The organism is Mucilaginibacter sp. P4_E8 (genome assembly GCF_056401495.1).
Genome location: NZ_JBFUJG010000125.1, coordinates 1 through 14,531, shown reverse-complemented (window position 1 = coordinate 14,531; position 14,531 = coordinate 1). Strand labels below are relative to the sequence as shown.

The 14,531-nt window shown below is 41.7% G+C and carries 14 protein-coding genes; 11 read left to right on the top strand and 3 right to left on the bottom strand.

Annotated elements, in window-relative coordinates; all coding sequences use genetic code 11:
• Positions 1–1,811: DNA topoisomerase subunit B (locus AC1DRQ_RS25230; RefSeq protein ID WP_477427962.1), on the bottom strand; the 1,811-nt coding region annotated here is incomplete at its 3' end.
• Positions 1,812–2,211: 400 nt separating this feature from the next.
• On the opposite strand from AC1DRQ_RS25230, the gene AC1DRQ_RS25225 reads away from it, so the two are divergent.
• Both AC1DRQ_RS25225 and AC1DRQ_RS25220 read left to right on the top strand, forming a co-directional pair.
• Positions 2,212–2,805, top strand: coding sequence for an OmpH/Skp family outer membrane protein (locus AC1DRQ_RS25225; protein ID WP_477427960.1), 594 nt, complete (start codon positions 2,212–2,214; stop codon positions 2,803–2,805).
• A 223-nt stretch (positions 2,806–3,028) separates the two neighbouring features.
• Positions 3,029–3,508 carry a nucleoside deaminase gene (locus AC1DRQ_RS25220; RefSeq protein WP_429394451.1) on the top strand — a complete coding sequence of 160 codons (480 nt, stop codon included), beginning with the start codon at positions 3,029–3,031 and terminating at the stop codon, positions 3,506–3,508.
• A gap of 78 nt (positions 3,509–3,586) precedes the next feature.
• On the opposite strand, the gene AC1DRQ_RS25215 is transcribed toward AC1DRQ_RS25220, so the two are convergent.
• Positions 3,587–4,000, bottom strand: coding sequence for an RNA-binding S4 domain-containing protein (locus AC1DRQ_RS25215; protein WP_429394448.1), 414 nt, complete (start codon positions 3,998–4,000; stop codon positions 3,587–3,589).
• 382 nt (positions 4,001–4,382) lie between these two features.
• Here AC1DRQ_RS25215 and AC1DRQ_RS25210 point away from each other — a divergent pair, with 382 nt between their 5' ends.
• From AC1DRQ_RS25210 to miaA, 7 genes are all read left to right on the top strand, one after another.
• Positions 4,383–4,937, top strand: a complete 555-nt coding sequence (locus tag AC1DRQ_RS25210; protein ID WP_429394446.1) for an RNA polymerase sigma factor — start codon at positions 4,383–4,385, stop codon at positions 4,935–4,937.
• A gap of 100 nt (positions 4,938–5,037) precedes the next feature.
• Positions 5,038–5,853, top strand: coding sequence for a 2,3,4,5-tetrahydropyridine-2,6-dicarboxylate N-succinyltransferase (locus AC1DRQ_RS25205; protein WP_429394444.1), 816 nt, complete (start codon positions 5,038–5,040; stop codon positions 5,851–5,853).
• Positions 5,854–5,954: 101 nt separating this feature from the next.
• Positions 5,955–6,944 (top strand): glycosyltransferase family 9 protein, encoded by a 990-nt coding sequence (locus AC1DRQ_RS25200; protein ID WP_477427957.1) that lies wholly within the window; start codon positions 5,955–5,957, stop codon positions 6,942–6,944.
• A complete protein-coding gene (locus tag AC1DRQ_RS25195) occupies positions 6,937–7,503 on the top strand; it encodes an L-threonylcarbamoyladenylate synthase (RefSeq protein WP_429394440.1) in 567 nt (188 codons plus the stop codon). The genes AC1DRQ_RS25200 and AC1DRQ_RS25195 overlap by 8 nt, the downstream gene beginning before the upstream one ends.
• A gap of 153 nt (positions 7,504–7,656) precedes the next feature.
• Positions 7,657–9,075: a CCA tRNA nucleotidyltransferase gene (locus AC1DRQ_RS25190; RefSeq protein ID WP_477427954.1), complete on the top strand. Its 1,419-nt coding sequence runs from the start codon at positions 7,657–7,659 to the stop codon at positions 9,073–9,075.
• Between the two features lie 34 nt (positions 9,076–9,109).
• The gene (locus AC1DRQ_RS25185; RefSeq protein ID WP_477427952.1) at positions 9,110–9,769 is read left to right on the top strand and encodes an IS1096 element passenger TnpR family protein; all 660 of its coding nucleotides are present in this window, start codon (positions 9,110–9,112) and stop codon (positions 9,767–9,769) included.
• A gap of 164 nt (positions 9,770–9,933) precedes the next feature.
• A complete protein-coding gene (gene miaA, locus AC1DRQ_RS25180) occupies positions 9,934–10,857 on the top strand; it encodes a tRNA (adenosine(37)-N6)-dimethylallyltransferase MiaA (RefSeq protein ID WP_477427950.1) in 924 nt (307 codons plus the stop codon).
• A gap of 123 nt (positions 10,858–10,980) precedes the next feature.
• Here miaA and rfbA read toward each other — a convergent pair whose 3' ends face one another.
• Complete coding sequence (rfbA, locus tag AC1DRQ_RS25175) at positions 10,981–11,841, bottom strand: glucose-1-phosphate thymidylyltransferase RfbA (RefSeq protein WP_429394429.1); 861 nt, start codon at positions 11,839–11,841, stop codon at positions 10,981–10,983.
• Positions 11,842–12,172: 331 nt separating this feature from the next.
• Here rfbA and cysD point away from each other — a divergent pair, with 331 nt between their 5' ends.
• Complete coding sequence (gene cysD / locus AC1DRQ_RS25170) at positions 12,173–13,078, top strand: sulfate adenylyltransferase subunit CysD (protein ID WP_429394427.1); 906 nt, start codon at positions 12,173–12,175, stop codon at positions 13,076–13,078.
• Positions 13,079–13,192: 114 nt separating this feature from the next.
• Positions 13,193–14,440, top strand: a complete 1,248-nt coding sequence (locus AC1DRQ_RS25165; RefSeq protein ID WP_429394424.1) for a sulfate adenylyltransferase subunit 1 — start codon at positions 13,193–13,195, stop codon at positions 14,438–14,440.
• The last annotated feature ends 91 nt before the right edge of the window (positions 14,441–14,531 follow it).

Sequence of the window (14,531 nt, the reverse complement as noted above, 5' to 3'; positions counted from 1 at the left end):
ATGGTAGTATCCCAAAGTTGGATATCATTCATCTCACCCAAACCTTTATAACGTTGTACGTGAACGCTATCTTCTTTACCGGCGCCTTTTAAACGTTGTATAGCGGCATCGCGCTGTACATCGTTCCAGCAATATTCAGATTCTTTACCTTTTTTAACCTGGTACAACGGCGGCGATGCAATGTAAACATAACCTGCTTCAACCAGCTCTTTCATATAACGGAAAAAGAAGGTAAGGATCAGCGTTGTAATGTGCGATCCATCCACGTCGGCATCTGTCATGATGATGATCTTGTGGTAACGCAGTTTAGTTATGTTAAGCGCCTTATCGTCTTCAGGTGTACCGCGGCTTACACCAAGACCGGTAAACATATTCTTGATCTCTTCGTTTTCGTATATCTTGTGCTCCATGGCCTTTTCCACGTTCAGGATTTTACCTCTTAAAGGTAAAATAGCCTGGTATTCGCGGTCGCGGCCTTGTTTGGCGGTACCACCCGCCGAGTCACCCTCTACAAGGTATAGCTCGCAAAGTGACGGATCGTTATTGGCACAATCAGACAGCTTGCCCGGCAAGCCAGATCCTGTCATTACACTCTTGCGCTGTACCAGTTCGCGGGCCTTGCGGGCAGCGGCACGGGCAGTGGCGGCAAGTATTACTTTATTAACAATCAGTCTGGCTTCTTTAGGATTTTCTTCCAGGTAGTTACCCAAAATTTCGCCAACTGCTATATCAACAGCACCCATAACCTCATTATTACCTAATTTGGTTTTGGTTTGGCCTTCAAACTGAGGTTCCTGAACTTTTACCGAAATTACAGCGGTTAAGCCCTCACGGAAGTCATCACCGGTAATCTCGATCTTCATGTTTTTCAACAAGCCCGATTTATCGGCGTATGCCTTTAAGGTACGGGTTAAGCCCCTGCGGAAACCTGCTACGTGGGTACCGCCTTCAATAGTATTAATGTTATTTACGTACGAGAAAACATTCTCGGAGTAAGTATCATTATATTGAAAAGCAAGCTCAACCGGGATACCATTTTTAATACCATCAAGGTAAATAGGATTAGGGATGATGGTTGAACGTGTGCCATCTAAAAACTTAACAAACTCCCGTAAACCACCTTCTGAATAAAACTCCTCTGATATGAAAGTACCATCCTCGTTAGGAATGCGCTCATCGGTTAAACTAAGGCGRATACCTTTATTTAAAAATGAAAGCTCACGTAAACGACCGGCAAGCGTATCATACTTATATTCGGTAGTAAGGGTAAATATCTCCGGATCGGGTTGAAAAATGATCGTAGTACCACGTTTTTCGGTATCACCAATGGTTTTAACATCATACTGGGGCTTACCTTTTTCGTATTCCTGTGTCCATATTTTGTCTTCACGGTAAACCAAAGCCTGCAAGTGGGTCGAAAGCGCGTTAACGCAACTTACACCCACACCGTGCAAACCGCCCGATACCTTGTAAGTATCTTTATCAAACTTACCACCGGCGTGCAATACCGTCATTACTATCTCCAATGCCGACCGCTGTTCTTTGGTGGTTATCCCTGTGGGGATACCGCGGCCATTATCTTCAACCCTAATTCCGTTATTTTTTAATATGGTGACTTTTATAGTATCGCAGTGGCCGGCAAGCGCCTCGTCAATAGAGTTATCAACTACCTCATATACCAGGTGGTGTAAGCCTTTAACGCCTGTATCACCAATGTACATGGATGGGCGTTTACGTACCGCCTCTAAACCTTCTAATACCTGTATATTATCTGCTGAATAATTGGATTTGTCCTGATTTTCTTCGCTCATATTTATTTAATACAACAACCTTCAAAAATACGAAATTAACTCCGAATTAACGATTAGTTGTTGATAAAAATGAGCACAAATGTGCAAATTTACAGATGTGCAGATTGTCTGAACCGGGATTAAACAGATTTTAGGATTACCATGATTTTCTTGCAATGAAAATTCCCTGGCCATCCCTTAATCCTATAATCACGGTTCAGACAAATCCATCTGCACATCTGATTAGGATACTTGCCATGAAAGGTTATCTTTGTCAAAATTTTTACTTTAAAAAGATAAAGCTGCTTGCGCAACCTTAACAAAACGTTATAATTGCACACAGAAATTAAAATAAAGAATAAAAAACGGCGTAATTTTTAATTGCACCAGCTAACATAAACACGAAAAAATCAATTATTAAATGAAAACTACGGCTTCAATTTTAACAAAATTCACATTAGGGATATTAATTGCCGGAAGCATAGCCGCCTGCAATCAAAATAAAACCGCCGACAAACCGGCCGCCGCTGCTGCAACTGGCGATAGCAAAGAGACAATCGTTTATATCAATTCAGATTCCTTGTTAAGCAAGTATGATTATGCAAAGGATATGAACAAGCGTTTGGAAGATAAAGGTAAATCGTCTCAAAGCGATCTTCAGGCTAAAGGACAGGCTTTTCAGCGTGAAGTTGCTGATTACCAAAAAAATGCGGCTACCCTGGCAGCCGATCAGCGTCAGGCTACTGAGCAACGTTTACAACGTAAACAACAGGAATTACAAGGCTATCAGCAAAATGCTACTGCCGAGTTTCAACAATCACAGGCTACTGAAAACACTAAGCTTTATGATAAAATTGCCGATTTTACAAAGGCCTATGCTAAAGAAAAAGGCTATAAACTGGTGTTAACTTTTTCAAAAGCCAACCCAACTGTATTATATGGCGATGCAACATTAGATGTTACTGCTGATGTTGTTAAAAGGCTGAATGACGCTTACGCTAAGGATAAAAAATAATTGCAGATAGGCAGATGACAGATGTGCAGATTGTCTGAACCAGGATTAACCCGATTAACGGATTACCAAGAATCAAACTATGTGCAGATTTAGATTTAACGAACTATCAGATATTCTGTAAATTCTAAAATTCTGTGAATTCTGATTCTGACATTAAAAAAATCACAAAATATTAACTTATAAAAACCTCAACTATCGTTGGGGTTTTTTAATTTAGGAGAATATGGAAAATACAGCACATGAAAAATTTATGCGGATAGCCATTGAGCTATCTGAGTATAATGTAAAGCAAGGTATGGGAGGGCCATTTGGTGCTGTTATAGTTAAGGATGGCATGATCCTGGCCCGCAGTGCTAACCGTGTTGTGCCCACAAATGATCCAACCGCACATGCCGAAGTCTCGGTGATACGCCTGGCCTGCCAGGAGTTGGGAACTTATGATTTAACCGGCTGCGAAATTTATACCAGCTGCGAACCCTGCCCCATGTGCATGGGAGCCATTTACTGGGCCCGTATAGATAAAGTGTACTATGCCAATACCAAAGCCGACGCCGCGGCCATCGGTTTCGACGATCATTTTATTTACAATGAGCTGGGAAGCCCGATGGCGAACCGCAAACTATCCTTTGTACAATTACTGCGTGATGAGGCCTTGTCTGCCTTTAAACTTTGGGAAACAACAGAGAATAAAACTGATTATTAATACAATTGAAAATGGGTTAATTTGAGGATTTGAAAATAACTAACGTGCATTTTCAAATCGAAGAATCTTCAAATTTACCTATTCCTTTTCTTCCTCTTTATCCTCAAAAAAGTTATCCTTCAAATCATCAATTTCCCGGCGGTCAAGCTTGGTGGGCCGGCCCGTACCACGGTCGCGTTTAAGTATGGGTGCATGAAACATTGATTTAAAAGCCTGTGTTTGTTCAACCGGGGTAATATCCAGGTAATAATCAACTGCTTTTTTTGCATCTACCCTGTTTTCGAGCAGACCGGTAACACGGATCACTTTTTTATCCGGCCCCTTTGATACCTGGTAGGTATCGCCAATTTTCACTTCGTACGATGCCTTGATATTTTTAGTATCCAATTTTACGCGCCCGGCCTTGCAGGCATCAGATGCCAGGGTTCGGGTTTTAAAAAGCCTGATGGCCCACAGGTATTTATCTATTCTAAGTTTTTCTTTTTCGGGCATGAGTAAAAAATCAATTCCAAAATTATGAAATCCTTAACACTAAACGGCTTTGAATTTTATGTTTTGGAATAAAGAATTTTTTCATTTACTCCACGAAATAACGGTCAATCAGAGGTATAAACTTCCATTCTTTATTTTCCACCTGTATACTCCCCGTCATCATAAGAAATTGGTGAACAACACAAGTCCTTAATGTTATTAAAAAATAGCTGATGCTTATATCCCCACTTTAGGTGATTGACGATAATATCCGCTTGCTTGAACTTTGCCCCCGTTCTGATCTTAGTAGCCATGATGAAAAACARATCCTTTAAATCAAGCTTTTTTGTTCCTGATATACATATCGGGGCTATCTGGGGTCAGAAAAATAAAATAACACAGTATGGAATTAGTAGATCCAGAGCAACTGATATCAGGATGCCTGGCAGAAAAAAAACAGTGCCAACAATTACTTTACGATACCTTTTACCGTTTTGCCATGAGGATATGCAGAAGATATACCAACAACAATTACGAGGCTGCCGAAGTAATGAACTGCGGTTTTATGAAAGTATTCAGCAATCTGCACCGCTATCAGCCAGATCGCTCATTTAAAGGCTGGATTGGCAGGATCATGATCAATACTTCATTGAGTTATCGGAGAAGTAATTTAAAAATGGCCATGATGCAAGATATAGATACCGCAGAAAATATTGTTCATCATGAACTACCGGATCGGAATTTACTATACCAGGAACTTATCAATATCATAGAAAAATTACCAGCAACAGAAAAGACTGTTTTTTATCTATACGCGCTGGATGGTCTCTCTCATAAAGATATTTCAAATAGATTAGCCATAAGTATAGGTTCTTCAAAAATCTGCTTATTCAGGGCCCGAAGGAAATTAAAGAAAATGATCTTTGAAGCCGGATATACCCTTCACCATTTAAATTGATACATGGAGATCATTAAAACAAAGAATTAACATGCATTAAGCTAATTCAAAACAAATCTCCCTAAAATTCCTTTAATTTGCCAAAAGTTTAATTTTACCGATGCAAGATCTTAAAAAACTGATTGAAGATGCCTGGGATGACAGGAATCTGCTAAACTATAATGAGTATACTACCGCCATTGAAACCGTTATTGAGCGATTGGATAAAGGCGAGATCCGTGTAGCTGAGCCTATTGGTTCACGCTGGCACGTAAATGAGTGGATTAAAAAAGCGGTAGTGCTATATTTCCCTACCCGCGAAATGAGCGAAATTAAAGTTGGCCCTTTTGTGTTTCATGATAAAATGAAACTGAAAACCGACTATAAAGCAGCCGGCGTACGTGTAGTACCTCATGGTATTGCCCGTTATGGTGCTCATCTTGCAAAAGGTGTTATTATGATGCCATCATACGTAAACATTGGCGCTTATGTTGATGAAGGTACCATGGTTGATACCTGGGCAACCGTTGGTTCATGCGCGCAAATAGGCAAACATGTACACTTAAGCGGTGGTGTTGGTATTGGCGGTGTGCTGGAACCATTACAGGCTGCTCCTGTTATTATTGAAGACAACTGTTTTATAGGTTCACGCGCTATTGTGGTAGAAGGTGTACATGTGGAACACGAAGCTGTATTGGGTGCAAACGTGGTTTTAACCGCGTCAACCAAGATCATTGATGTAACCGGATCAACCCCGGTTGAGTACAAAGGCCGTGTACCGGCACGTTCGGTAGTTATTCCTGGTTCATATACCAAAAAATTCCCTGCCGGCGATTACCAGGTGCCCTGTGCTTTGATCATTGGTACCCGTAAAGAATCAACCGATAAAAAAACATCATTGAACGACGCCCTACGCGAAAACAATGTAGCGGTTTAGTAATTGGTTGATTAAGTTGGATTAAGTGAGTGGTTAGATTTTAACGAATTCACATCATCAACTATTCACTTAATCAACCACTCACCTAATCAACTCACCATATGAAGATACTGATAAGGCTGCCTAACTGGCTTGGCGATGTAGTAATGAGTACAGCTTTCGTCGCAACAGTAAGGCAGCTTTATCCTGATGCTCAAATTGATGCGATCATCAAAAAAGAGCTGAGCAATATAGTCCCGCTCATACCGGGCTTAACACAGATCCACCCATTTTCAAAACAAGAGTATAGCGGACTGAGCGGTGTTTACCGCTTCGGTAAAAAATTACGAACCGAAAAATACGACCTGTTTTTTAACCTGCCGCAATCGCTTTCGTCATTTGTAATGGGCTGGGCCACATCAGCAAAAAAAAGGGTAGGCTTTGGTAAAGAGGGTGGCTTTTTTTTACTCACCAACTCGTATAAAAAGCCGGCAAATGTGCACCGGGTTGATGAATACGTATCTTTACTGGAGCAGTTTACCGGTAAAACCCTGCCCCATGAAGCGGTAAAGTTAAATGCAGTAACAACCAGCCCAAAGCAAACAAACCAGGTATTGATCAATTTTAATTCCGAAGCTGCATCGCGCAGGATGCCTTTGGATAAAGGACGGGCTTTGCTCAATACATTAACCGCTACTTTTACAAATACTACTTTTTGCCTTATTGGTTCGCCAAAAGAGGCAATATTTGTAAGCCAGCTGATCATCGGGACTGAAAACCCGGACCGATTAGAGAACTATGCAGGCAAAACAGATTTGCCCGGCTTATGCAGCCTGATGGCTCAAAGCGCTGCTATGCTAACTACCGACTCAGGTCCGGCTCATTTGGCCAATAGTGTGGGCACGCCTGTTATAGCATTGTTTGGTGCTGGTAATGAGCATAATACGGCGCCTTATAACAAACAAAATTTAACCGTGCTGCGTTATGGTAAATTAGCCTGCGAACCATGCGTACGCAATACCTGCAAACTTTACGGCGTACCCCGTTGCATGGAACTGCTGGATGAATTGCAAATTATAAACACGTTAAGCTTATATTTAAATCATGCTTAGAGACGAAGTTGCCAAAGCTTTTAAAATATTACAGGAAGGCGGGATCATCCTGTACCCTACCGATACCATTTGGGGTATTGGCTGCGATGCCACCAACACCGAAGCCGTACAAAAGATCTATCAGCTAAAACAACGTGATGAGGCCAAAAGCATGATCATTTTGCTGGATACCGAAAATAAGCTGGAAAGCTATGTAAGCGAAGTTAATCCCCTGGCATATGACCTTATTGAATATGCTGAAAACCCCTTAACACTGGTGATGCCGGGCGCTAAAAACATTTCGCCGGCATTAATAGCTGCCGATGGCAGTATTGCCATACGGGTAACCAGTAACCAGTTTTGCCAGCAACTGATACAAAGGTTACGTAAGCCACTGGTATCAACATCAGCCAATATTAGTGGTAAACCTTCGCCGCAATACTTTTCGCAAATAGACCAGGAGATTATTGATGGGGTTGATTATGTGGTTGATATTGACCAGCATAGTAAAGAAATTAAAAACCCTTCTACCATTATGAAACTGGCACCCGATGGCCGGTTTGAGTTTATACGGCGGTAGATCAGACGAAGGACAAAAAGATAAAGGATAAAATAAAAATCCAGGTAATCCCTTAATCCTACGAATCATGGTTCAGACAATTTAAAATTTACCATTACCTTTGAACTTTGTTTTAGAATTTAGGTTTTAGAGCTTAGCATTTTATTAAAACCCATGAAAGCCCACCTGCAGCATCCAGTATTTTCTATAATATCAAAACTCGCAGCTCAACACGAGCTACAGGTATATGCTATTGGCGGCTTTGTGCGCGACATTTTTTTGAAGCGCCCATCTAAAGATATCGACATAGTAATTATTGGTAATGGTATTTCATTTGCCGAAGCTGTTGCAGCTAAACTCAAGGTAAAAGTTGCCGTATATAAAAACTTTGGTACGGCATCGCTCAAATACCAGGATCTGGAGATTGAATTTGTAGGCGCCAGGAAAGAATCATACCGCCTGGATTCCCGCAAACCTATTGTGGAGAACGGAACATTGGAAGATGATCAGAAACGCCGTGATTTCACTATCAATGCCCTGRCTATTTCCCTGCATCCTGATACCTTTGGCGAACTGCTTGATCCGTTTGGCGGCATAGCCGACCTGGAGCAAAAACTAATCAGAACACCCCTTAATCCTGCCGAAACTTTTTCTGACGACCCCCTGCGCATGATGCGGGCCATCAGGTTTGCATCACAGCTTAATTTCAGGATAGATGATATTGCAGTGGATGCCATTAAAAACAATGCCGACCGTATCAGCATCATATCGCAGGAGCGTATAACCGACGAATTGAATAAGATCATCCTGTCGCCGGTGCCATCTATTGGCTTTAATTACTTGTTTGATACCGGCTTGCTGCATAAAATATTCCCGCAGATGAGCAATCTGTACGGGGTTGATTATATTGATGGCAAGGGCCATAAGGACAATTTTTATCATACCTTGCAGGTGTTAGACAATATTTGCGAAACCACCAGCGACCTTTGGCTGCGCTGGGCTGCCATTTTGCATGATATTGCCAAACCCGCCACCAAACGCTTTGAACCCGGCCACGGCTGGACCTTTCATGGCCATGAAGATCGCGGCGCGCGTATGGTACCTAAAATATTTGCCCAGTTAAAACTGCCGCTTAACGAAAAAATGAAGCAGGTACAAAAACTGGTACAGCTGCATTTACGCCCCATTGTACTGTCGCAATCCATTGTTACTGATTCGGCAGTGCGCAGGTTACTTTTTGAGGCAGGAGATGACATTGAAGGCTTAATGTTGTTGTGTAAAGCAGACATAACAACAAAAAACGAATATAAGGTTAAAAAATATCGTAACAATTTTGAGCTTGTTCAACAAAAATTAAAGGATGTTGAAGAGCGTGATAACATCAGAAATTGGCAACCACCAGTCACCGGCATTGATATTATGCAGCTTTTTGGCTTAAAAGAAGGCCGGGAAGTGGGAATTATCAAAAATCAGATACGCGAAGCCATATTGGAAGGCGAAATTCCGAACACACGCGAAGCTGCCATTAACTTTACAATTGCCAAAGGTTTGGAAATTGGCTTAAAAGTTGTGGCAGACACAAATTTGAATTAAAAGATTATTTTTGTCCCCAAAATTTACTAAAACAATGGCACTATACAGGTTTAGGGTTACTTTCGAAGATTATGATGACGTGATGAGAGAGATTGATGTAAAATCAAATCAAACCTTCGAGGATCTTCACCGCGCAATACACCAGTCAACCGGTTATAATCCCGAGTTTTCCTCCTCTTTTTATATCAGCAATGATCAATGGACAAAAGGCGAAGAAATTACTTATTTACCAAATCAAAAAAGGATTGACCGTGGTGTATCTTTAATGAACAAGGTAAAGCTGCTGAGTTTTATAGATGACCCGCATCAAAAATTTTACTATACATTCAATTTCGACCGCCCCTTTGATTTTCATGTTGAACTGATGAAGATCATTCTTGACGAAACACCGGGCACTGTTTATCCTGCTGTTATAAAATCAGTTGGCGAAGCGCCTAAACAATTTGGTAACGTATTCAATCCTACCGTAATCCCTCCAACAAACGAGGATTTCGACTTCCTGAACGAAATGGCCTTTAACCCGGAAGACACTGAAGATTTTTCTGAAGTAACAGATACAGGGGTAGATGAATTGCCGGAAGAAAAACATGCGGAGGAGGGAGAAGAAGAAGACGATGAGTTTGGAAACGAATTTGCCGACGACGAAGGTTTTGAGGATGATGACAAACCACATCGCGGCGGTGATGATTATTAAATAGAATACTATATCCCGTACGTCATTGCGAGGAAGCCCCCTCTAAATCTCCCCCAGTAGGGGAGACTTTTAGTTTTAAGCCCTCCCTTCCGGGGAGGGTTGGGTGGGGCTAATTGCTTCGCTCCTCGCAATGACGCGTTTTTTACTATTACCAACTGCTAACCATGCCCCAACCCACCCACAAAACCCTCATAGTAGTTGCAGGCCCTACGGCCGTGGGTAAAACGGCGGCAGCAATTGAATTAGCAAAGCATTTTAACACCGTAGTTGTCTCGGCCGATTCAAGACAGTTTTTCAGGGAGATGGCTATTGGTACGGCCAAACCAAACGCGGCGGAGTTAGCCGCGGTAGAGCATTATTTTATTGATTCACATTCCATAGCCGAACCTTTTTCTGTAGGTGATTTTGAAAGACAGGGCCTTGCATTGCTGGATGGACTTTTTAAAACACATGATCATGTAATTTTAGCAGGTGGCTCAGGTTTGTATATTAAAGCCATTTGCGAAGGTTTTGACGATCTGCCAATTGCCGACCCATCTATAAGGGAAAAGTTAAACCAGGAACTGGAAGAAAAAGGCATTGAAAGTTTGCAGCAAAAGCTAAAACTTGCCGATCCTGTTTATTATGAAGAGGTTGACCTGAGCAATCCACAGCGCATCATCAGGGCTTTGGAGGTTTTTGAAAGTTCGGGCAACCCCATTTCATCGTACCGGCAGGCCACAGTAAACAAGCGGCCATTTAATATCATTAAACTGGCCCTAAACCTGCCGCGCGAAGTACTATATAACCGTATTAATGAGCGGGTTAATATCATGGTACAACAAGGCCTGCTTGCCGAAGTAAGCGCGCTGCTCCCCTACCGCCACCTTAACGCGCTAAACACGGTTGGCTATACCGAACTATTCGATTATTTTGACGGCAAAACCAGTCTTGATAAAGCCATTGAAATGATAAAACAAAACACGAGGCGATTTGCCAAACGGCAGCTCACCTGGTTCAGAAAAGATAGCTTGTTCCATTGGTTCCAGGCTAATGACCCAGATCTACTTGATCAGATGATAAGCACGGTAGAAAAACAGGCTGTTTAGTTTTTAATCAAGCAGTCATGCTGAACTTGTTTCAGCATCCCACATACAAGATGAACACCCTACCTTGCATGTGAGATCCCGAAATAAATTCGGGATGACTTACTAATTTTGATATCTACTGCGTCAGGACAGCAAACTTTGCAAATACCTGCCGTAGCCGCTTTTTAAATACTTATCTACCAGCAACTTCAACTGTTCGTCGTTAATAAAACCACGACGGTAAGCCACCTCTTCAATACAGCCAATTTTGTACGACTGGCGTTTTTCAATTACACGCACATATTCGGTAGCATCGCTCAGTGAATCAAAAGTTCCGGTATCCAGCCAGGCGGTACCTTTATCCATCACTCCAACGTGTAAATTTCCTTGTTCCAGATAGTATTTATTTACATCGGTAATTTCATACTCACCGCGCGGCGAAGGCTCAAGATCCTTAGCTATCTGGATTACGCTATTATCATAAAAATACAATCCCGGTACAGCAAATTTTGATTTTGGCTTAGCCGGTTTTTCTTCAATAGATAAAGCTTTAAAATCATCATCGAACTCAACCACCCCATATCGTTCAGGGTCGGCCACATGGTAGGCAAAAATAGCTGCACCATCCACATCATTAAAGCTGCGAATCAATTCCGTAAAACCAGTCCCGTAAAATATATTATCGCCCAGTATTAAAGCAACCTTATCATCGCCTATAAATTTTTCGCCAATTACAAAAGCCTGTGCAAGTCCGTTTGGTTTTTCCTGTATAGCATATTCAAAATGGCAACCCAATTCGGTACCATCGCCAAGCAAGCGTTTAAACCCTTCATTATCCTCGGCAGTAGTGATAATCAATATCTCTTTGATATCTGCTTGCATTAAAACAGATAATGGATAATAGATCATCGGCTTATCGTAAATAGGCATTAGCTGTTTACTTATTGCCCGGGTAATCGGATAAAGCCTTGTCCCTGATCCGCCTGCTAAAATAATTCCCTTCATAGATTAACTTGTATTATATAGATTTTTAAAAGTAATTATTTTTTACGCATAACTCATAAGTAAACTGTTATAATATCATATTTTAACCGTAGAGTTCTGTTATTGCTGTTAGCTGCCTTTAGTTTAATATAGAACAATATAACCGGTATATTTCCAATTAATATCCACTGCTTTTTAAATCACGGAACAGCTTATAAATTTATAATTACCGAAGACTAATTTTCAGGTTTAAAATAGATTAGATAACAATTTAATGAGCATAAATTGTTAATATTGCAGTTTGATTGTTAAATACTACTATTTAGGTGGATTTAGCGGTTTTTTATTGAACATGCACAAATATTATCTTACTCATCTGCAGGAATTAGAATCAGAGGCCATTTACGTTATAAGAGAGGTTGTGGCCCAATTTGATCGTCCTGCTATACTGTTCTCGGGCGGTAAGGATTCGATTGTTGTAACCCACCTGGCCCGTAAGGCTTTTTGGCCGGCCAAAATACCAATGCCGCTCATACATATTGATACCGGACACAACTTCCCAGAAACAATGGCATTCAGAGACAACCTGGTAGCCGACCTGGGTGTGCAGCTTATTGTAGGCTCGGTACAGGAGGCTATTAACAAGGGCCGCGCTGTTGAGGAAAGTGGTATTAACGCAAGCCGAAACGAGCTGCAAATAGTTTCATTACTGGATACTATTGAACATCATAAAATTGACGCTGCCATAGGTGGCGCCCGTCGTGACGAAGAAAAAGCACGTTCAAAAGAGCGTTTCTTTTCGCACCGGGACGAGTTTGGACAGTGGGACCCTAAAAACCAGCGCCCCGAGCTTTGGAATATTTTTAACGGCCGTAAAAGAATGGGTGAGCATTTCAGGGTGTTCCCTATCAGTAACTGGACCGAGATGGATATCTGGAACTATATTCTGCAGGAAAATATCGCCATTCCTTCCCTTTACTTTGCCCACAACCGCGAAGCCGTTTACCGTGATGGTACCTGGTTACCTGCATCTGAGTTTTTGGTGCTGCGCGATGGCGAAACTATTGAAAACAAACTGATGCGCTTCCGCACCCTGGGCGATATCACCATTACCGGCGGCATTGAATCTGAGGCGGATACATTGGAAAAAATTGTAGCCGAAGTATCTGCCACGCGCAGTACTGAGCGTGGTAACAGGAGTGATGATAAACGCTCTGATACCTCCATGGAAGACAGAAAAAAACAAGGTTATTTTTAAAGAGTATCGAGTAGTTAGTATCAGGTATCAAGACAGCTTCACAAAGCGACATTAATCGTTTTTTAAAATCTTGATACTTGATACTCGCTACTTGATACTAATGAGACATAAATTATGGAACTATTACGTTTTACAACAGCCGGTAGTGTGGATGACGGCAAAAGTACACTTATCGGAAGATTATTATACGACTCCAAATCGATCTTTGAGGATCAGATGGCGGCTGTAAAACAATCAAGCGAAAGAAAAGGGTTACAACATATTGACCTTTCTTTGCTTACCGATGGTTTGCGGTCTGAACGGGAACAGGGTATCACTATTGATGTTGCTTACCGTTACTTTGCTACGCCAAAACGTAAATTTATTATTGCCGATACCCCCGGCCATATCCAATATACCCGTAATATGGTTACCGGCGCCTCAACAGCCAATCTGGCCCTTGTACTTGTTGATGCCCGTAAAGGTGTAGTTGAACAAACCTGTAGGCACTCCTATATAGCCTCCCTTTTAAAGATACCTCACATTATTGTTTGTATCAATAAAATGGACCTGGTTGATTATTCGGAAGAGGCTTTTAACAAGGTAGTGGAACAATACAATGATTTTGCAGGCAAAATTGATGTGACCGATATTCGCTATATCCCCATTAGCGCGCTGGAAGGTGATAACGTGGTAAATGATTCTGTAAATATGCCCTGGTACAAAGGCACCAGCTTATTGCATACGCTGGAAACCATACACATAGGCAGCGATGAAAACCATGTTGATGCACGTTTCCCTGTACAAACCGTAATACGCCCCCACGCGGCCGAATACCACGACTACAGGGGATATGCCGGCCGTATAGCAGGTGGCATATTTAAACCCGGCGATAAAATAACCGTTTTGCCTTCGGGCCTAACATCAGCAATTAAATCAATAGATACCTTTTCGGGCCCGGTTGAAGAAGCCTTTGCACCGATGTCTGTTTCTATCACCTTAGAGGATGATATTGATGTGAGCCGTGGCGATATGATCATTAAAGATGACAGTGAACCACAGGTAAGCCAGGATCTTGATGTGATGCTTTGCTGGATGGGTACCAGAGGCCCGCGCCCGGGTGCTAAATATCACCTGAAAAATACTACCCGCGAAGTGATGGCCATCATTAAAGAGGTGATCTATAAACTGGATATCAATACCATGGAAAAGCTGGAGAATGGTGGTGATATTAAAATGAACGAGATGGCACGTGTACGCCTGCGTACCACCCAACCCCTTGTTTTTGATGAGTACAGAAAAAATCGCATTACAGGTTCATTGATACTGGTTGATGAAGCCACTAACGAAACTGTAGCTGCCGGAACTATACTTTCATATTAATATATACAGGTATAACAAGTCCAATAAAAAAGCGCTGTGCAAATTGCACAGCGCTTTTTTATTGACTATATAGTATATGCAGTACCACTAC